The sequence below is a fragment of the Spongiivirga sp. MCCC 1A20706 genome (assembly GCF_046524175.1).
GTDB lineage: Bacteria > Bacteroidota > Bacteroidia > Flavobacteriales > Flavobacteriaceae > Spongiivirga.
Window position 1 is genome coordinate 215,278 of sequence record NZ_JBEFZF010000001.1, and the last position, 18,470, is coordinate 233,747.

Here is an 18,470-nt window from a genome sequence, read left to right on the forward strand (position 1 = left end):
TGTCATTTTGAATCTGTTTTCAATTCGGCACCATTTTCATCGATCTTCAACTTCGTTTCTTTGGTCTCCATCCTTACACCATCTTCATCGATCTCCAAATCGAAATTATCTTTCTTTACCTTAACGCCATTCTCGTCGATTTTTACACCTTGCTGATCCTCGTCCCAATTACTTTGATCTCGGTATTCCCAATCATTATCATCGCCTTCTTCAACAGGGCAATCCTGACAGTTGAAGGTGTCTTTTTCAACTTTTAGCAATTTGTTGGCATACGCTCTTTTGTAATCGATACCTCTATAGTCTTTACTGAAACTCCCAAATTTTCTGTCAAATATTACATGTGTGCCTTCCGGTAAATACAACATAATATCAACTTCTTGCTCCCTGAATTTTTCTTCGAAAGCAGCTGTTAAATATGTATTGAATATTAACTTGTCACTTTCTATGCTGTATGAATATCTAATCGCCTCTGCATGCGTTCTGGCATTGCGTCGATTATTACCATAAGCACTTTTAGTAAGCTGTAAACTTGCATTCGAATCTTCCGTTGAACGTACTGTTATTTGGACATCATTTGAATAAATTATCTGATTATCATCTTCGTCATATTCAATGCTAAAATCATAATTAATGTATTCATTATAGAAATCATTAAACTTCGGATTCATTTGTACATACACCGTATCATTAGCGGTAAAATTGAGCGTTTCTGTTTTAGAAATATCTCCTTCGTACGCTCGTTCTGTCCCCTGTCGTATTCCTAAAACGGCCAGAATGATCACAGCAACAAACCATAAGCCAAGTAGTATGAGTTTTGCAGGTGTACCAATTGATTTCAAATTACTTATCAATAGTTTTAGCCCTAATAGGAATATAAAAAAGAACGGAATTCCAACGGCAAAAATTGATAATACGCTAACTACCCATAAAGGAGCGCCAATATTCACTGCTTCCACATACTCCATCCAAGTTGCATCCATAAAATCGAAAGTGCCGATACCGAATAAGGCTACGATTAATGCGATAAGTGTTGCAGCTCCTGTAATTAGCAAGATAATGCCAATAAATTTTCCTAGTACTTTAAAGCCAAATTTAAAAATTGAAGCAAGGGCATCAAAAAATGTACGGCTACTGCTTTTAACCTTATTTCCGTAAGATTCGTAGTCAACACTTTTCACTTTTTCAGTAACACCATCAAAACCCTCTTTTATCTTTTGTTCTATATTTGAGATGTTAACTGGCTTTCCCCGCATACTCAGCTTTTCGCTGGTGCTTTTTGCTTCTGGTACAATGGCCCAGAATAGGATATAAATCAGGATAATACCACCCCCTGTACTGGCGGCTAAAATGACCCATAGAATACGAACCCAAATAGCATCAATGCCTAAATAATGGCCAAGTCCTGACGAAACTCCACTGATATACTGCGTTTCGGTATCACGGTACAACTTTTTAGATGGTCCGGATTCACTACGGTAAGTAGATCGCTGTTTTGGTCTGTCCTCGAAAATATCATCGTCTACTAAATAATCTTCGGGTTCTCCCATAATTTCAATTACTTCATCAACATGTTTGGTACTTATCACCATTTTGTCATGTTGCATTTTTTCAGTGAATAGCTCAGCTATTCTGGCTTCGATGTCGCGTACGATCTCATCTCTTCCCTGAGAATCAGTGAATGACCGTTTTATCGACTCTAAGTATTTTGATAACCTTAAATAGGCATCCTCATCAATGTGAAAGAATGTGCCTGCAAGATTTATGTTGACTGTTTTATTCATTGCTTGTTGTTTTTTGGCTTGTTACGATAGTTACTGCGTTATGTAGTTCTTGCCATGTATGGTTTAACTCGGTCAAAAACTTTTGTCCGATCTCTGTCAGTTGATAGTATTTGCGTGGTGGTCCCGAGGTCGATTCTTCCCATCTGTAATTTAATAAACCCGCATTTTTAAGCCGGGTTAACAGTGGGTAAATTGTTCCCTCTACCACCAGCATCTTTGCGTCCTTAAGTGTGCCGAGTATTTCTGATGCATACTTATCTTCGTCTTGAATGATTGATAAGATGCAATACTCTAACACTCCTTTTCGCATTTGTGCTTTTGTGTTTTCTATTTTCATCTGTTCTTTTCGATTTTTATAAGCGACATGCTATTTGATGATGATAGCTTGATGCTTATTTATTCAGTTTTTAGGCTGAATAGATTAAACTGTTTGGCTCTTGCCTTGTTCCTTCTCTAATTAAAGAGAAGGAAGCAAGAGGTTTTTTGATTGATTAAAGCTGTACCTTAAATAATGGTTGATGAGGCCAGATACTTTATTGCTGTAATTGATGATCGTAACTTAATTCTCTTTTTATTTTCCATTTTGAACCTTCTAATATCCATACATGAGTGAATTTTGCAATGTCTCCAGGGATATAGACTCCCTCATTATTTAAGGATGAAAAACTATGTACACCATGTTGGATCGCACCATATAATACTCCGTTTTTCTTTAAAGGAAATACCTTCAAACTTCCTGGTATTAGTATTCTTTTTGTCGGTTGAGGTTTGCTTATATCCCGTCGTTCACAACTTTCTCTCAACGGTTTCAAAAATGTATCTCTACCTATTGTTATGCCACCCTTATCATGGTAAAATTCAAAGTCTTCTACAAAAATATTTTCGAGATAAGTAGTGTCACATGTACTAAAAGCTGCATTAAACACTAAGCTATCCTTCACTTGTAAAGTTTTATATAGATCTGACTTTTCATGGACTTGTGCATGGCTAAATCCAATAATACCTAATAGCAGCACGATTATGTAGTATTGTTTTTTCATGGCTATACCTACTTTATAAAATTTATTGCAAAACGATAGTTATACACTTCTCCTTTGTTTGCCTTAATAGTAGCCATTACAGTAGAAAATATATCTAGTAAGAATAATCCCAGACTGAAAAGTAACACTACGAGGATCAGTAAAAAATTACCTCGAACATCCCTCCAATTGGCAACCTTAAATTCATGCGTGTTGTGCTCAGCAAGATCAAAAACATTAAAAATGTCAAAAGAGAAATGAAAGAATAGGGGTACGCTGATAATTCCTAAGGCTATACTATAAAGTAATAAGCTAATCTGAAAGTTAATCGCATTCTTTCCGTTTTCATCTATGAAAGCAGATTCTTTTTTATTAGAGGACCATAATACCAATGGTAAAATGAAATTACCAAAGGGAATAAAATACTTTGAAAAGGTGCTGAGGTGAATAATAGCACCTAAATTTTGTTGATGTTGATTAACGGATGATTCCATGATTAACGGTTCATTTTTTGATTGATGAAATGTACTATATAGTACTTATCAATGCAAATATATATCCAAAAAAAGGTATTATGCAATACATAGTACTTAAATTTAAGAATTATTTAACATTAGTTGCTATCTTTTTATTAGCTATTTTAGGTGAGTTAATAGCTGCCTTATGAAGATGACTCCAAGAAATATCAATTTGTTCAGCGCAATGCGATTACCAAGCGCATGGTTATGTGGCGTTCGTGTAAAAAGTATTGATAAAAAAACCTGTGTTGTGAGAATAAAGCATCGGTGGATTAATCAAAATCCATTTAACAGTATGTTTTGGGCTGTACAGGGAATGGCTGCTGAAATGACTACTGGGGCGATGGTAACTGCTGCGATTAGAGAGAGCGGACGAAAAATCTCGATGCTGGTACAAAATAACAATGCGAACTTTTCAAAAAAGGCTACAGGCAGAATCACTTTTACATGCAATGACGGGCATTTAATTGATGAAGCGATTTCTACAACTATTAAAACAGGCGAAGGGCAAACCATCTGGATGAAATCTGTCGGTGTCAATGAAGATGGAGTAGTGGTATCGACTTTTAATTTTGAGTGGACGGTGCGGGTTAAATAGCTCGTTGATGGTTGTCGGTTGTTAGTTTAGCGTCAGGATTTTTTAATTATGACCTAATCCCTAATGCCCATTACCCAAACTTGCAACTATTTTTAAGCGGCTGTAACAAAAAGGACTAAGTTAACACCTATTAGTCAAAACAATATTCAATCAAAAAAAAATCAACTATGACATCACACGAAATTGACTACCATATCTATGGTGAAGAAATGCAATATGTAGAAATTGAACTCGATCCGCAAGAGGCGGTTGTTGCGGAAGCCGGCAGTTTTATGATGATGGAGAGTGGTATCGAAATGGATACCATTTTTGGGGACGGCTCCAATCAGGAAAAAGGTATTTTAGGTAAGATTTTTTCTGCTGGTAAAAGAGTTTTAACTGGTGAAAGCCTTTTTATGACTGCCTATTTAAACCAAGATGGTCGTAAACGCAAGGTTAGTTTTGCATCACCTTATCCTGGTAAAATTATTCCTATCGATTTAACCGAATTTGGAGGGAAGTTCATTTGTCAAAAAGATGCTTTTTTATGTGCTGCTAAAGGCGTTAACGTTGGGATTGAATTCTCTAAGAAACTTGGGCGTGGGTTATTTGGTGGTGAAGGGTTTATCATGCAAAAGCTGGAAGGTGACGGTATGGCTTTCGTACATGCTGGCGGTACTACCGCAAAAAAGGAACTACTTGCAGGCGAAGTATTAAAAATTGATACGGGCTGTCTAATCGGTTTTACCAAAGATGTCGATTACGATATAGAATACATAAAAGGCATTAAAAATAAGATTTTTGGTGGCGAAGGTATTTTTTATGCAAGACTTGAAGGTCCAGGTACAGCCTATATTCAATCACTTCCTTTTAGCAGGCTTGCTGGACGTATTTTGTCATCATTGCCAAAAGGAGGAAACAGTAAAGGTGAAGGAAGTATTCTTGGTGGATTAGGTGATCTACTAGATGGAGATAATCGGTTTTAGTTAATAGTTGTCTGTTTTCCTTTGCTAGTTTGGAATTTAGGGATTGAGCATTACTTTGTCTATGATCATGAATTAATCCAGTCGCCGCATATACCCCAAACTCAACTCGCTAAAATCGGCTTGTCCTAAATTGGCATTTAAGTGTGCCGATAGGTATATATTGTGTTTCGGATTTTTTTTGGTATTGATGAGGTAGGCTGTAAGTCCCATTCGGCTCATCACGGTTCTTTTGATTTCATAATACCAATCTAATTCACCTAAACGATGAAAAGAGCTTTGATAAATACCTTCTCCTTCATTAATTAACCAATCTACTTTATAAAACGGTTTATGAACGTTAAGTCCTATTTGCAGGTCGGCTCCAACATGACCTAAAAGTAGGCCCGCGCCGGCAAAAAGCCCATAATTAGATGCATTTAAACCGGGTTTTTCTTTAAAGAATGCAAAACGTTCTAACACCAACTCATCATCACTTTTAATAAAATCATAGTATTGTTTATAGAAACGATAATATGCTCCAAACTCGAACTTAAAGGTGTTATTTTTTACAAAACCATAACTGGCTGCAAAGGCGTACACCGGTTTTTGTTCATTGGCAACCAAGGTGCTCAAAGTATTAATACCAAGACCTGTTCGAATTGAATAAAAATGATATTTAGAGGGTTCGCGGGTACTTGTTTTTTCTTGAGTGGCATTTGGCGACTTCCCATAGAAATCAGATGTTATACTTAGCAAAAAAGAATTTAAGCCTTGATTAGGGAGTCTGGTATGTCCATTAGAATGATGAAAATAACTTATGGCAGTTTTAAGTTGAATTTTTTCTGTTGTATAAAGTTGGTAGGATATCGAAGTCCGGTACGCCCAGTTAATATTGGTTGAGATCGCCTTGTTGAAAAAATTAGAGTCGGAGTCGAACTTCTTATTAATATATGAAAACCCGAACCCGGTTTTGAGCCAAAGTTTTTTGTTTTCCTGACCGTTATTAAAAATAGGAATTTCAAAATAAGGCATTAGCGCGAAAGCACTACCTATTAATTCGTTATTGCCAAGATTTTGATATGATAATGAAATTCCGGTAGCGGCACCACCAAGCCAATAGGACCATTCTGAACCAGTTAATCCTTGGTCTCTACCGTAAGAAATAGAACCGCCAATTTGAAGATTTCTTTTTGGAAAACCCTCATTAGCCTCAGACGTAATTCCAGAAAATAGTTCGACCGAAAATTTATTTTTTGGTACAATATGTTGTTGGGCAACGATACATTGACAAGTGAATAGAAATAGAGCGATACTGATTTTTGACATACGGAAGGGCTAGCAGAATGTAAGCGACCTATTTTTTTCTTTTTCTAATACGCTCTTTGTCATATGGGAATTTTCGACTGGCTTTCCGCATCATTTTTTCAATAATAGCAAAGGTGTTTTTTCCCGTTTTGCGGGTAATAGTCTGCTCATAACGCCACAAAAGTCTTCCTGTATTGCCATCACTGGTTTTAATAATAATCTTACCGAAATCAGATTTACCAGATAAAAAGGCAATCAAATCAAATGACTCATCAATACCTTCGGAGATTAAAGCACTTAAAATAAGTTTACCACTAACAATACCATCTACTTTAAGTATTTTACATAGTTCTTGCGGACTATATATATCAAGGTCATTATAAGTAATATTATTGTCTAGCAGGATTCTGTTGGTATCACCTACATTTTGGAAGTCGACCACAAAAGCTTTTCTTTTGTTATTGCGCCTCAAAAAATAAGATTCCAAGGCATTTTGTGCTTCGTACCCTTCTTGTTCTTCTAGTTTTTCTAACTGATCAGCTTTTATGTCATCTTCTAAATTCAAAGAAGTTAAAAACGGAATGATTGCTATTGTTTGATGTTCTTCAGTTAACTCATCAAAATCAGGACTTTCATATGAATTTTTTCCTTGAGCCAACATCAATGCTGAGCCAAGAACAAAACCAATTAGTAAACCAAAAGTCTTTTTCATTATCAAAATTGCATTCCTACTTTAACATTAAAAACACGCTGAGTCATAAAATTGGGGATAGCAAACTGTTGTCTTGTAAACGAATTTCGTACCCAAGTATTCGTAATCGAATTCCTAACGTCAAAAATATTGAATATTTCGAAGCCAACATTCAATTCTTTAAAAGCATGTAACCAATGCCCTTTATCAAATTGTTTATTCGCATCGGCTAGCACATAGCTTATACCCAGGTCGGCCCTTTTATAATCTCTTAGTCGATTTTGAAATAAATATGGGTCTGCATAGCTAGGACTTCCCCCAGGTAAACCTGTATTATAGACCATATTTAAATACATTTTTAGATCGGGTAGGCGAGGTACATAATCTTGAAATAGCACAGCAAATTTTAAGCGTTGGTCGGTAGGCCGTGCAATGTATCCGCGATCATCAATATTTTCTTCCGTTTTTAGGTAACCAAAACTCACCCAGCTTTCGGTACCCGGAACGAACTCGCCATTTAACCGAAGGTCAAGCCCGTATGCAAAGGCTTCAGCATTATTTCTAGCACGATACCGGATTCTTACATTTTCTAGTGTATACGGATTTACATTTGTTAAATGCTTATAGTATGCTTCAGAGGTAAGCTTAAAAGGTCTACCCCATAGTTTAAAGCTGTAATCATTTCCAACAACGATATGAATAGATTGTTGCGCCTTTACATTAGGTCTAACAACACCCAGCGAATCTCTTAATTCTCTGTAAAACGGTGGTTGATGATAAACACCAGCGGCAATACGAAAAAGCATATCTTGTTCCCAATCCGGTTTTAAAGCGAGTTGCCCCCTAGGGCTAACAACTTGCTCCGTAGTGCTCTCAATGCCGTCACCGGTTACATTCCAAATATGAGCTCTAAGACCCAAATTCCACCATAGTCGATGCTTGCCCAGGTTTGTTTGCTGGCTAAACTGTGTATATGCAGAAAAACGATTGGTACGCACATTATTACGCGCTCGAATATTTTCAAAAGGTTCTAAAGGTCCGGTAAAAGGAGTGTAGGGCTCGTCATTACCAAAACCGGGTAATGGAGGTCGTATAGAAAATCCAACCGAGTCGATGACTTCCCATTCTACAACGTTATCACGTATATCTTCAAGCGTATGCTTTACACCCCAATCAAGTCGATTTTTTCCATTATCCCAACTCCCTTTGTGTTCGGTATTGATGATCAATGCGTCGAGGTCATTTCTTGCATGGTTTAATTGAGAACCAATAGCCTGCGCACCTGTGATCTCTCCGAAATCTTCAGACCCGATATCGGTATTGGGCTGACCGACGCTGTACTGGGCAAAAATGTCAAAATATTCTTGTTCGGTAGTATGATATACAGCGCTAATGAGTTTTAAGGTGGTTTGATCGCTTAAAAAATAATTGGCTTTAAGTGCGCCAAATTCCGTTTGGTATCGATCTTGTTCATTACCACGATAATTAACAACTACGGCAATGGGGTTGGCAATTGTTCCAAAATTAACACGTTGTCTTAATGGTTCGTAGTCATAGTTGTTAATAGAAACATTGCCTAGAAAGTTAAGATGAAATTTGCTAGAGAATTTGTAGGTAAGATAAGCCTGAAAATCACCAAAAGCAGGTTTGAAATTACTTTCGGTTTGTGTACTGTTTACCAAGAGGCTGTTATCTCGATATCTAACACCTGCAATGGCAGCAAAACGATTGTTTTTTGAAACTGTTTGTACCGAAGCACTACCACCGAGTAAACTGGCATTAATTCTTGAAGAAAAATCAACCGGAACTTGATAGGTAATATCCAGCACAGATGATAACCTGTCTCCGTATTTAGATTGAAAACCTCCAGCAGAAAAACGAACATTTTGTACTAAATCACTATTGACAAAACTTAGACCTTCTTGTTGTCCAGACCTGATCAGGAAAGGGCGATATACCTCAATTTCGTTTACATAAACCAAATTCTCATCATAGTTACCACCTCTCACTGAAAATTGTGTTGATAATTCGTTATTCGAGTTAACGCCAGGCAGGGATTTTAAGATGTTTTCAACTCCAGCATTTGCCCCTGGTATTTTTCTTATTTCTTTTGGACTTATGGTGGTCACCCCAGATACGTTGTCTCTGGTTTTAGCAGTAATTACTACTTCACTTATTTGCTCTATTTGAACTCGCATCACAATATTGAGTTCAATTTCTTCACCGGTTTTTAGGTTAATCCTTGTCTGTACATTTTCATGGCCAATATGGCTAAATGTTATGATGACATCTTGATTAGAGGGAATTTTAAATAAGTAAAAACCGTTTTCATTTGTGGTAGCACCCTCACCGCTAAGTTGAATGTTGACATTTGCTAAGGGTTTATTTTTCTCATCCAAAACAATACCCCGTACCGTTGCTGTTTGCGCAAAAGTAAAGCTGCAAAAAAGAAAGATGAAAAACCGGAATAACTGCAATGTGGAATCTATTTTTTACGAAAAAACGTACTTTCAAATGTAGTGTTATTTCCAACATTGTCAGTAACTGTAATCTTTAAATTGTGTTTTGCTTTTTTGGTGGTTTTTAAAGTAATATCATCAAAATTAAAACTGAGCATTGATTTTTTAGGTTCGTATTCAAATAATACCCATTGATCATCAATTGTACCGCTATAACTTTTGATTCCACTAACATCATCACCAATTTTTACTTTTAAAAATTTGAAATTGGTAAGCCATTGTCCATCTTTAAAGTTTTGTGGTATTACGGTAGGGGCAACCGTGTCTTTTGTCAAAAAATACGTTCCTAAGGTTTTACTTCGGGTTCTGAAAGTATTTCCCTCTTTAACAGTACCATGATAAATGGGAACACCACTTTTACTTAAACTTGCAATAAATAATTGCTTACGTTCTTCTTTTGGCACAGTAGTGACGTCAAAGAGCACACTAAAATTTTTGTGAACCGCTTTTACAGGTTCATGAATAACCACTGAATCATTTTCAGCTTTAAAATTCAAATAAAAGTCATCATAGAATGTATCCTTAGCAAAATTCACAGTGACCGTACTGTCTTTGAAAATATTGCGCTCGTTTGCTTTAATGCGATAAGGAGTTTTTTGAAGCGTATCAGACACTAAAATTGCCTGTTTTTTTCCAGTGACGGGAATGTAAATGGTAGTAGTGTTATCCTCGAAATCTTTCACTTTCACCTTAATGTTATAAGATGCAGAGTCCTTTACATTGATAATTCCGTTGTCTATCGCCTTATTATAAATGCTCAGTGCATTGGCAGGTGTTTTAAATAATCGTTGAATACGCTCTTTATGTATTTTATAGCGCGCGTAATCGATTAAGGTATTAATCAAACGAGTTTCTCGAAAAGAAAAGGTTTCAAAATCGTAATTGAAATACGGAATACCGTTGACCAAAGTCTCCACTTTGTAAACGCCGTTATTATTATATGAAAGATCTTGTCTGTCTATAGTATTGACTCCTAAGCCAATTTTTCCGTGAGCGTAAATACGTTCGGCGACAAAAGTACCCTCGCTGCTTTCTCTTAAATTTAGTTGTAGTGGTTTATTAGATTGGTTTACTTGAGCAACATTGTCAAGAGGATAAACAAACATACTTTTTACAACAGGCCGTTTATTATCTTCAACATTAATACCGAAGAAAAGTGGGTTAATGGGGTTTGAATTTCCAGTTTTACGTATTTCAAAATGAAGATGCGGTCCAGAGCTTCCGCCGGTATTACCGCTATAGGCTATAACATCTCCTTTTTTTAGTCTAAGTGCCCCCTTTTCGGGATATGTCTGAATGGTATACGTCTTTTTAGCATATTGTTTCTTTTTAATGTAGGCTTCTATTTCTGGCGAGAATTTTTGAAGATGTGCATATACCGAAGTATACCCATTTGGATGTGTAACATACAAAGCTTTTCCAAAACCCCAGTGAGAAATTTTGATACGGGATACGTAGCCGTCTCCAATCGTTTTTACAACCAAGCCCTCTCGCTGTTGCGTTTTGATATCGACTCCAGAATGAAAGTGATCTGATCGTAACTCCCCAAATGTACCTGCCAATATGATAGGTATATCTAATGGCGCTCTAAAAACATCTTGGGGGTATTTTTTTTGCCCGATAGCAGCAACGGTAAAAAAAACAAATAGAAAACGTAAAAAAAACTTCATAAAAAATAAGTTAGGCTAAATTATCATTTTGAAGGCGCTTGGTAAAGTTTTTGAAATCAAAAACTAAGCCACTTTTTAACTAAGAAATTAACAATGCCAAAAAGTTAAACCGAAACTTTTTGGCAAAAACAGTTGGTCGAATACAACAGGTATGTTAACTTTGTTATAGTAGCATAGAGCACTATAGCCAATGAATGACATATCGCAAATTGTTGATTCTCTAGAAAATAGAATTAGTAAATTACTTCACAAGCTTGAAGTTTTAAAGAAAGCTAATGCTAAACTAACTAAAGATCTAATAGTTTCAGAAAATAAAAGTTCTGAATTGCAATTGGCGATAGACGATTGGGAAGAAAAGTACCAATCTTTGAAAATGGCTAATTCTATGCTTGGCGGTGAAACCGAGAAAAGAGAAGCTAAGCTGAAAATAAATACGCTAATTCGGGAAATTGACCAGTGTATTGTTCAACTTTCTGAATAATTAAATGAATGAGCAACAAGCTTAAGATCAAATTGTCGATTGCAGATAGGGTGTATCCCTTAACGATCAACCCGGAACAGGAAGAAGGCTTGCGTAAAGCAGCTAAAAGTATAGAGGCAATGATCAAGCGTTATGAAGAAAACTATGCTGTACGTGATAAGCAGGATGTGTTGGCCATGGCGGCCTTGCAATTTGCAGCTCAAGTAGAGCAAAAGTCAATTACTTCTGAGAATCAAAATACGGAAGTGAATGACCGCTTAAAAGCGCTAAACACCTTGTTGCAAAAGCATCTTAGCTAGATACAACGTTCTTTACATAATATTAAGTTACCGCCTACACTAATACTATTTTTTGGTAAACTCAACGTTAACACTTTAAAAAGGGTGAGTTGAAGTTGTAAAAGCGCGCCGTTCCCTTGGGATTACGGATTCTTGAGCAGCTTGTTAGCCCTAAACTTGTTTTTAGGAGTTTATACAAAACTCATGTTAGTGTAGGCTTTTTTTATGCCTTTTTTAAAAGGTTATATTATTTAGTAAGTGGCTTGTAAAAGCCATAATTAAGGTGAGAAAGTCGTCGTTGACGGCTGTTATTAAAAGATGGTTCACATAACCATCAATTAAATATATAGATGATATGGATAATACGACATTGCTCATTGTAGTAGGCGTAATAGTAGGATTAATTATTGGATTTGTGATTGCGAAAAGCCTTGAAAAGGGTAAAGCATCAAAAGTAATTGGCAATGCAAAAAAAGAAGCAGAAACAATATTAAAAGCGGCAAAAGTAGATGCTGACGGTATTAAAAAAGATAAAATTCTTCAAGCGAAAGAGAAGTTTATAGAGCTTAAAGCTGAGCATGAAAAAGTAATCGTTTCTCGAGATAAGAAAATGGCTGAGGCTGAAAAACGAACTCGAGATAAAGAGTCACAAATATCAAATGAACTCTCTAAGAATAAAAAGCTAAATGCCACTTTAGAAGAAAAGAAAAAAGATTACGATTACCGTATTGATTATCTAGAGAAAAAGCAGGCAGAAGTTGATAAATTACATAAAAGCCAAGTAAACCAACTTGAGGTAATTTCTAGCTTATCTGCTGAAGAAGCGAAGGAACAACTGATAGAAGCTGTTAAAGCGGAGGCAAAGAGTGATGCAATGGCTTTCATACAAGAACGTATGGAAGAAGCCAAACTTACTGCGCAACAAGAAGCTAAAAAGGTAATCATTAACAGTATTCAACGTATTGGTACAGAAGAAGCTATTGAAAATTGTGTGTCTGTTTTTAATTTAGAGTCTGATGACGTTAAAGGGCGAATTATTGGGCGTGAAGGTCGAAATATTCGGGCTATTGAAAGTGCCACTGGGGTTGAAATTATTGTTGATGATACCCCTGAAGCAATTATTCTTTCCTGTTTCGATTCTGTGCGAAGAGAGATTGCACGTTTATCGTTACATAAATTAGTGACCGATGGTCGTATTCATCCGGCACGTATTGAAGAGGTGGTTCGAAAGACAAAAAAGCAAATCGAGGAAGAGATTATAGAAGTTGGTAAACGCACCGTTATTGATCTCGGTATTCATGGTTTACACCCTGAGTTGATAAAGGCTGTAGGTCGAATGAAATATCGCTCTTCATATGGACAGAACTTATTACAACACTCTCGCGAGGTCGCAAAGTTATCCGGTGTAATGGCGGCTGAACTAGGGTTGAATCCGAAATTGGCTAAAAGGGCAGGCCTACTTCATGATATTGGTAAAGTACCGGAAACAGAAACGGAACTTCCACATGCTATTTTAGGAATGCAGTGGGCAGAGAAACATGGTGAGAAACCGGATGTTTGTAATGCCATAGGAGCACACCATGATGAGATTGAAATGACTAATCTTATTTCGCCAATTGTACAGGTTTGCGATGCTATTTCTGGCGCCAGACCAGGAGCAAGACGCCAGGTGTTGGATAGCTACATTCAACGCTTAAAAGATCTAGAAGACGTCGCTTTCGGATTTACTGGTGTAAAGAAAGCATATGCGATTCAGGCAGGTAGAGAGTTACGTGTTATTGTAGAAAGTGAAAAGGTAAATGATGATCAGGCTTCTGAATTGTCATTTAATATCTCGCAAAAAATACAGACAGATATGACGTATCCGGGTCAGGTGAAAGTAACAGTTATACGCGAAACAAGAGCTGTTAACATAGCAAAATAGAATAGATGTTGATAAAGTGAAAGTCCACATTATACAATGTGGACTTTCTTCGTTTTAGGGGGAGCTGTTACTAATAGGGTAGTAACAAACGATTAATATCATATATGTGTTATCGATCTAGTTAAAAGTTTGTACTTCGATTTCTTGGGTAATATCACTCATATAGCCATACCACACTGCACATTTTGGATCGTGTAGCTCTGGAATGGCACTCACCTTTAACCAAATTGTTTTATTAGTAACCGAAGAGACTATTCGAAATGTTTGAGAGAACGTCGTCCCATTTTCGTAACAATTAAACATATTGTACATTAAAGACTGATAATCTTCAGTATGAATTCTTGAAAGTGCCAAGCTGGCATCTTCTTTAAACTGATCAGCAGCTACTTCGAATATGTTGTCAAAGCCTTTACTAACAAATGGGAATCTTGTTATTCCGCTTTTGCACATTTCAAATTGAAATACAACTCCTGGGACTGAATCAACGATTTTTTCTAATGAAATTTCTTCTGTAATCATAGGACGTTTTTTTAAAATTATTTGACAATTCAATGATTGTACTCAAGATCAAAAATGCCCCTTTTGATACTAGAATATCGATTAACTACTTAAATACACGACAAATATACAATTGTATGATGTGTGCACAATAGTTTTGGTGTGTTCTACCATTTAATTGTAAAAAAATACCGATATCTACTATTTTGTTGATTAATAGTTAGTTGGTGCTTGTAGTTATCAATAATTAGGTGCCCTATTTTTTAAGCGGAATCCGTTTGAAATAGGTTAAGCTTCTCCATAGCCATTCCAGCGGCCCGAAGTGAAAATGCTTTAACCAAAAATTGCTTGCTAGTATTTGAAGAATGATAATTACTATAGCAATTAAAAATGTATAGATGTTTCGAAGATCACCAAGATATCCAAGCCCCCACCCGTATAAAAGAAAGGTGCCAATGATGCTTTGAAGCACATAATTAGAAAGTGCCATTCTGCCATAAGAAGAAAATTTTAGAAAAAAGCGTTGACTCTTAGGTTTCAAAAAGAGCAAGCAAAAGCTGAATATGATAATTAGCGTAAGTAAGATGTTAACAATATCGTACAGGGTGATGCCCACCATTGCGCCCCAAGAGTCTAAGCCTGCTTGTTGCGAAGAATCACCATTTTGAGACCTGAAAAAGATTACTGTAATTATCAAGACAGTTACAACTAAACCACCTAGTATAATACTCGATCGGATAAGCCATTTTTTCATTTTTGATTTAAATGCATGTAGATTATTAAACAGTCCGATTTTACCTGCAAATAACCCCAGTAAGAAAAAACCAAAAGTATTGTACCCTCTACCAAAAACTCCTAGTTGAAAATCTAGTTTCATTAACTGCCCTTGTACTGCATTTAATTTAAAAACTTCAAAAATGCTTCCATTCTTAATGGTCTCAAAATACAGAGCTACTTCAGGGATTTCAGGACTTAGATTGATGCCAGAAAAAATGCTATCGGCACCATTGATCGCATAAATTCCAAATCTAAAAACTCCTAAAAAGATAACGAAAGCACTTATTAAAATCCATCTGCTCGACATATTATAGAAGGGTATCAGTACCATTCCAAACGTTGCATAAACCGTTAGAATATCACCTCTATAAAAGAGATGGTGCGTGTAGCCAATAACGAATAGAATTACAAGTCTCCATAAAAAGCGTCCACCAAATTTCTGATTTTTTTTAGCCGCATTATCCATTTGAATAAAAAAACTGAGCCCAAATAAAAAGGAGAATAAAGCAAAAAACTTGCCTATAAAAAAAAAGCCTAGGAATCCGGATACTATGTCATCTAAAATGCCTTGACTCATTCCTTGAGCTGCTTCTGGCGGTATGGGGCCTCCAATGTAATTTTCAACCATGTGCACCAAAACAATTCCTGCTAAGGCAAATCCCCTTAGCGCATCAATTGATTGAATTCTTTTAGTGTTCACACTTTTCATTATAACAATTTATAAACTAATGCTTGATATGGCAATAATAAAAACTCTTTATAGGTTTTGTCGTCTTTAACACGGTCGTTTGAAATAATCAGTTTTGTCGCATTATAGTTTACACTTGACGGCAATGTAAAAACAGAGCTTTCTGTAGAGAAATTAAGTAAAACTAAAAAGCGCTCATCATTTAAGGTTCGAGTATAAGCATAGATCTGTTCATGGGTTTCATCAATTATTTGGTATTCACCATAAATTAATGCCTTATTCGCCTTTCGAACCGCCGTCATTTGTTTAAAATAATTGAGTACAGAATATGGATCTTTTTCTTGGGTACTAACCGAGACTCCGTTTAAATAGTTCTTATTTATCTGAATCCAAGGTTTACTGGTTGAAAAGCCTGCGTACTCAGTTTCATCCCATTGCATGGGGGTACGCGCGTTATCCCTGGCTGCTTCTTTTTCATTTTCGATAAATGCTTCTAAGTCTTTTCCTTGACTTTTGAGCTGTTTGTACTTATTAATAGTATTGATATCACGGTATTCTTCAATACTTTCGAAACGTATGTTAGTCATGCCAATTTCATCACCAAAATAAAAATAAGGAGTACCACGCATAGTTAGTAGAAAAGTATGTAATAATGTGGCAGAATTTCTCCAAAAATCCGGATGATCATTTCCCCATCTGCTAACACTTCTAGGAAAATCGTGATTACTTAAATACATACTTCCCCATCCTTTATTGGCAAAGGCTTGATCCCATATGGTATGAATTTTTTTAAACTCACTTAATTTCCATCCGTTTTTGTTCATCGTAAACACTTCATCAGGATCACGATCTAGCGACATGAGATCAAAATGAAAGAACATATTGAGTTCCTTTCTTTCTTCATCGACGAAGTCAAGAGCATTTTCAACAGCAATTCCCGGGGCTTCGCCAACAGTCATTACATCATATTTAGAAAGAACTTCGTCATTCATTTCTTTTAAATAAGTATGCAGTTTAGGTCCGTTTGCATAAAAGGCCACAAAGTCTTCCGGTTTAGCATCTGCAGCAAGCTCAGGGTAGGTAGTATCTTTTGATATGAAAGGGATCACATCCATTCTAAAACCATCTACACCTTTGTCGAACCAAAATTTCATCATGGTATAGACATCATTTCTCATATCAGGATTTTCCCATTTCAGATCTGGCTGCTTTACCGAAAAGTAATGAAGATAGTAAGCATCGGTTTGCTCGTCATATTTCCATGCGTTGCTTTCAACGTCAAAATAGCTCCATCTTTTAGGGGGAATACCTTTTTCAGCCGGCCACCAATGGTAATAATCACGGTATTTGTTCTCTCTTGAACTTTTTGATTGTTGAAACCATTCATGCTCGTCGCTGCTGTGATTGACAACAAGGTCCATTACTAATTTTAATCCACGAGCATGCAAACCTGCTAGTAATTCATCAAAATCATCCATCGTACCAAACTCACTCATGATATTTTGATAATCACTTATATCATACCCATTGTCATCATTTGGTGATTCGTAAACGGGATTCAGCCAAATAATATTAACCCCTATACTTTTTATATAGTCTAGTTTTTCAATAATACCACGTATATCTCCAACACCATTTCCTGTGGTATCGTTAAAACTTCTGGGATATATTTGGTAAACAATACCTTCTTTCCACCAATTTCCTGATTGAACCATGCTTGTAATGCTTATAGTATTACCTTAAAAATAATATAAGGATGAGTACATTATATATAGTTAAGGCGAAAACTATTTGTTTGAATTACTTAAACGTTTTCGTTGTTAATGTTTCTAGGATGAAACTTTTCAACAACCTTAGTTAAATGACTTTTGTCAACATGCATATAAATCTCTGTGGTAGTAATACTTTCATGACCGAGCATCAGTTGTATTGCTCTTAAGTCAGCCCCGCCCTCTAATAAATGGGTGGCAAAAGAATGTCGTAAGGTATGTGGGCTCACATTTTTTTGTATTCCACTCTGTTCTGTTAATCGCTTAATTATGGTGAAAATCATTGCCCTAGTAAGTCTCGTTCCACGGCGACTAAGAAACAGAAAATCTTCATGCCCTGGTTTAATGTTCAGATGATTTCTTATTTCATTTTGATAAATGCTAATGTACTTTTGTGTATAGACCGCAATAGGTACAAAGCGCTGTTTGTTACCTTTTCCTGTAACTTTTATGAAACCTTCAGCAAAAAAAAGGTCCGATAGTTTTAGATTAATCAGCTCTGAAACTCGTAATCCGCAACCATATAAGGTTTCAATAATGGCATAGTTTCTAGTTCCTTCGGGTTTACTTAGGTCTACTAAACTTACCAAAAGATCAATTTCTGCTTTAGATAAAGTATCTGGAAGTTTTCTCCCGGTTTTTGGGCTTTCGACAAGTTCTAAAGGATTGTCCTTACGGTAATCTTCAAAAATGAGATAATTAAAAAAACTTTTTAGTCCGGAAATCAGTCGAGCCTGGCTCTTTGGTTGAACCACTTTTGCAACTTCATAAATAAATTGCTGAATGATGTTTTCTTTAATTTCTAAAGGAGAGACTTTTAAAGAATGGTTTTCCAAATAACCAATTAGTTTTAGAATGTCAAGTTTATAGTTCGAAATAGAGTTATCAGATAATCCTCTTTCGATCTTGAGGTAAGAACAATAGTCTTTAAGTGCTTGTTGCCACTTCATACGATAAAAATATAAAATAACCTATGATTTAAACATGATTGCAACAATTTGAATTTTCCC

At 36.1% G+C, this 18,470-nt stretch carries 17 protein-coding genes and 1 other RNA gene; 6 read left to right on the forward strand and 12 right to left on the reverse strand.

Annotated features, from left to right (window positions below; translation table 11 throughout):
• Positions 1 to 2: 2 nt before the first annotated feature.
• The 4 genes from ABN763_RS00980 to ABN763_RS00995 all read right to left on the reverse strand — a co-directional run bounded on the left by ABN763_RS00980 (position 3) and on the right by ABN763_RS00995 (position 3,294).
• Entirely contained in the window at positions 3 to 1,781 is a 1,779-nt protein-coding gene (locus ABN763_RS00980; protein WP_410483534.1) for a PspC domain-containing protein, read from the reverse strand.
• Positions 1,774 to 2,118, reverse strand: coding sequence for a PadR family transcriptional regulator (locus ABN763_RS00985; RefSeq protein WP_410483535.1), 345 nt, complete (start codon positions 2,116 to 2,118; stop codon positions 1,774 to 1,776). The genes ABN763_RS00980 and ABN763_RS00985 overlap by 8 nt, the downstream gene beginning before the upstream one ends.
• A 196-nt stretch (positions 2,119 to 2,314) precedes the next feature.
• The gene (locus ABN763_RS00990) at positions 2,315 to 2,722 is read right to left on the reverse strand and encodes a nuclear transport factor 2 family protein (RefSeq protein WP_410483536.1); all 408 of its coding nucleotides are present in this window, start codon (positions 2,720 to 2,722) and stop codon (positions 2,315 to 2,317) included.
• 107 nt (positions 2,723 to 2,829) lie between these two features.
• Positions 2,830 to 3,294 carry a DUF4870 domain-containing protein gene (locus tag ABN763_RS00995; protein ID WP_410483537.1) on the reverse strand — a complete coding sequence of 155 codons (465 nt, stop codon included), beginning with the start codon at positions 3,292 to 3,294 and terminating at the stop codon, positions 2,830 to 2,832.
• A 169-nt stretch (positions 3,295 to 3,463) separates the two neighbouring features.
• Between ABN763_RS00995 and ABN763_RS01000 the strand changes: the two genes are divergently transcribed.
• Both ABN763_RS01000 and ABN763_RS01005 read left to right on the forward strand, forming a co-directional pair.
• Positions 3,464 to 3,916, forward strand: coding sequence for a DUF4442 domain-containing protein (locus ABN763_RS01000; protein WP_410483538.1), 453 nt, complete (start codon positions 3,464 to 3,466; stop codon positions 3,914 to 3,916).
• A gap of 167 nt (positions 3,917 to 4,083) precedes the next feature.
• Complete coding sequence (locus tag ABN763_RS01005) at positions 4,084 to 4,881, forward strand: TIGR00266 family protein (RefSeq protein WP_410483539.1); 798 nt, start codon at positions 4,084 to 4,086, stop codon at positions 4,879 to 4,881.
• 72 nt (positions 4,882 to 4,953) lie between these two features.
• On the opposite strand, the gene ABN763_RS01010 is transcribed toward ABN763_RS01005, so the two are convergent.
• The 4 genes from ABN763_RS01010 to ABN763_RS01025 are packed head-to-tail and all read right to left on the reverse strand — an operon-like array spanning position 4,954 to position 11,045.
• The gene (locus ABN763_RS01010) at positions 4,954 to 6,186 is read right to left on the reverse strand and encodes an acyloxyacyl hydrolase (RefSeq protein ID WP_410483540.1); all 1,233 of its coding nucleotides are present in this window, start codon (positions 6,184 to 6,186) and stop codon (positions 4,954 to 4,956) included.
• Positions 6,187 to 6,214: 28 nt separating this feature from the next.
• Complete coding sequence (locus tag ABN763_RS01015) at positions 6,215 to 6,877, reverse strand: hypothetical protein (RefSeq protein WP_410483541.1); 663 nt, start codon at positions 6,875 to 6,877, stop codon at positions 6,215 to 6,217.
• A 2-nt stretch (positions 6,878 to 6,879) separates the two neighbouring features.
• Positions 6,880 to 9,333, reverse strand: coding sequence for a TonB-dependent receptor (locus ABN763_RS01020; protein WP_410483542.1), 2,454 nt, complete (start codon positions 9,331 to 9,333; stop codon positions 6,880 to 6,882).
• Positions 9,334 to 9,341: 8 nt separating this feature from the next.
• Positions 9,342 to 11,045, reverse strand: coding sequence for a M23 family metallopeptidase (locus tag ABN763_RS01025; protein ID WP_410483543.1), 1,704 nt, complete (start codon positions 11,043 to 11,045; stop codon positions 9,342 to 9,344).
• 190 nt (positions 11,046 to 11,235) lie between these two features.
• Between ABN763_RS01025 and ABN763_RS01030 the strand changes: the two genes are divergently transcribed.
• From ABN763_RS01030 to rny, 4 genes are all read left to right on the forward strand, one after another.
• The gene (locus ABN763_RS01030; protein ID WP_410483544.1) at positions 11,236 to 11,526 is read left to right on the forward strand and encodes a hypothetical protein; all 291 of its coding nucleotides are present in this window, start codon (positions 11,236 to 11,238) and stop codon (positions 11,524 to 11,526) included.
• 8 nt (positions 11,527 to 11,534) lie between these two features.
• A complete protein-coding gene (locus tag ABN763_RS01035; RefSeq protein ID WP_410483545.1) occupies positions 11,535 to 11,825 on the forward strand; it encodes a cell division protein ZapA in 291 nt (96 codons plus the stop codon).
• A 59-nt stretch (positions 11,826 to 11,884) separates the two neighbouring features.
• A non-coding RNA gene (gene ssrS / locus ABN763_RS01040) (6S RNA) lies at positions 11,885 to 11,997 on the forward strand.
• 162 nt (positions 11,998 to 12,159) lie between these two features.
• Positions 12,160 to 13,728, forward strand: coding sequence for a ribonuclease Y (gene rny / locus ABN763_RS01045; RefSeq protein ID WP_410483546.1), 1,569 nt, complete (start codon positions 12,160 to 12,162; stop codon positions 13,726 to 13,728).
• A 117-nt stretch (positions 13,729 to 13,845) separates the two neighbouring features.
• Here the strand turns inward: rny and ABN763_RS01050 are convergent, their stop codons facing one another.
• From ABN763_RS01050 to xerD, 4 genes are all read right to left on the reverse strand, one after another.
• Entirely contained in the window at positions 13,846 to 14,247 is a 402-nt protein-coding gene (locus ABN763_RS01050) for a hypothetical protein (protein WP_410483547.1), read from the reverse strand.
• Positions 14,248 to 14,482: 235 nt separating this feature from the next.
• The gene (locus ABN763_RS01055; RefSeq protein WP_410483548.1) at positions 14,483 to 15,712 is read right to left on the reverse strand and encodes a DUF418 domain-containing protein; all 1,230 of its coding nucleotides are present in this window, start codon (positions 15,710 to 15,712) and stop codon (positions 14,483 to 14,485) included.
• Entirely contained in the window at positions 15,712 to 17,406 is a 1,695-nt protein-coding gene (locus tag ABN763_RS01060; protein WP_410483549.1) for a glycoside hydrolase family 13 protein, read from the reverse strand. The genes ABN763_RS01055 and ABN763_RS01060 overlap by 1 nt, the downstream gene beginning before the upstream one ends.
• Positions 17,407 to 17,495: 89 nt before the next feature.
• Positions 17,496 to 18,410 (reverse strand): site-specific tyrosine recombinase XerD, encoded by a 915-nt coding sequence (gene xerD, locus ABN763_RS01065; RefSeq protein WP_410483550.1) that lies wholly within the window; start codon positions 18,408 to 18,410, stop codon positions 17,496 to 17,498.
• Between the last annotated feature and the right edge of the window lie 60 nt (positions 18,411 to 18,470).

Excerpts from the sequence above, each read along its gene's own strand:
- ABN763_RS00980 (WP_410483534.1), bottom strand. The coding sequence starts at position 1,781 with ATGAATAAAACAGTCAACATAAATCTTGCAGGCACATTCTTTCACATT.
- ABN763_RS00985 (WP_410483535.1), bottom strand. The coding sequence starts at position 2,118 with ATGAAAATAGAAAACACAAAAGCACAAATGCGAAAAGGAGTGTTAGAG.
- ABN763_RS00995 (WP_410483537.1), bottom strand. The coding sequence starts at position 3,294 with ATGGAATCATCCGTTAATCAACATCAACAAAATTTAGGTGCTATTATT.
- ABN763_RS01000 (WP_410483538.1), top strand. The coding sequence starts at position 3,464 with ATGAAGATGACTCCAAGAAATATCAATTTGTTCAGCGCAATGCGATTA.
- ABN763_RS01005 (WP_410483539.1), top strand. The coding sequence starts at position 4,084 with ATGACATCACACGAAATTGACTACCATATCTATGGTGAAGAAATGCAA.
- ABN763_RS01010 (WP_410483540.1), bottom strand. The coding sequence starts at position 6,186 with ATGTCAAAAATCAGTATCGCTCTATTTCTATTCACTTGTCAATGTATC.
- ABN763_RS01015 (WP_410483541.1), bottom strand. The coding sequence starts at position 6,877 with ATGAAAAAGACTTTTGGTTTACTAATTGGTTTTGTTCTTGGCTCAGCA.
- ABN763_RS01025 (WP_410483543.1), bottom strand. The coding sequence starts at position 11,045 with ATGAAGTTTTTTTTACGTTTTCTATTTGTTTTTTTTACCGTTGCTGCT.
- ABN763_RS01030 (WP_410483544.1), top strand. The coding sequence starts at position 11,236 with ATGAATGACATATCGCAAATTGTTGATTCTCTAGAAAATAGAATTAGT.
- ABN763_RS01035 (WP_410483545.1), top strand. The coding sequence starts at position 11,535 with ATGAGCAACAAGCTTAAGATCAAATTGTCGATTGCAGATAGGGTGTAT.
- rny (WP_410483546.1), top strand. The coding sequence starts at position 12,160 with ATGGATAATACGACATTGCTCATTGTAGTAGGCGTAATAGTAGGATTA.
- ABN763_RS01050 (WP_410483547.1), bottom strand. The coding sequence starts at position 14,247 with ATGATTACAGAAGAAATTTCATTAGAAAAAATCGTTGATTCAGTCCCA.
- ABN763_RS01055 (WP_410483548.1), bottom strand. The coding sequence starts at position 15,712 with ATGAAAAGTGTGAACACTAAAAGAATTCAATCAATTGATGCGCTAAGG.
- ABN763_RS01060 (WP_410483549.1), bottom strand. The coding sequence starts at position 17,406 with ATGGTTCAATCAGGAAATTGGTGGAAAGAAGGTATTGTTTACCAAATA.
- xerD (WP_410483550.1), bottom strand. The coding sequence starts at position 18,410 with ATGAAGTGGCAACAAGCACTTAAAGACTATTGTTCTTACCTCAAGATC.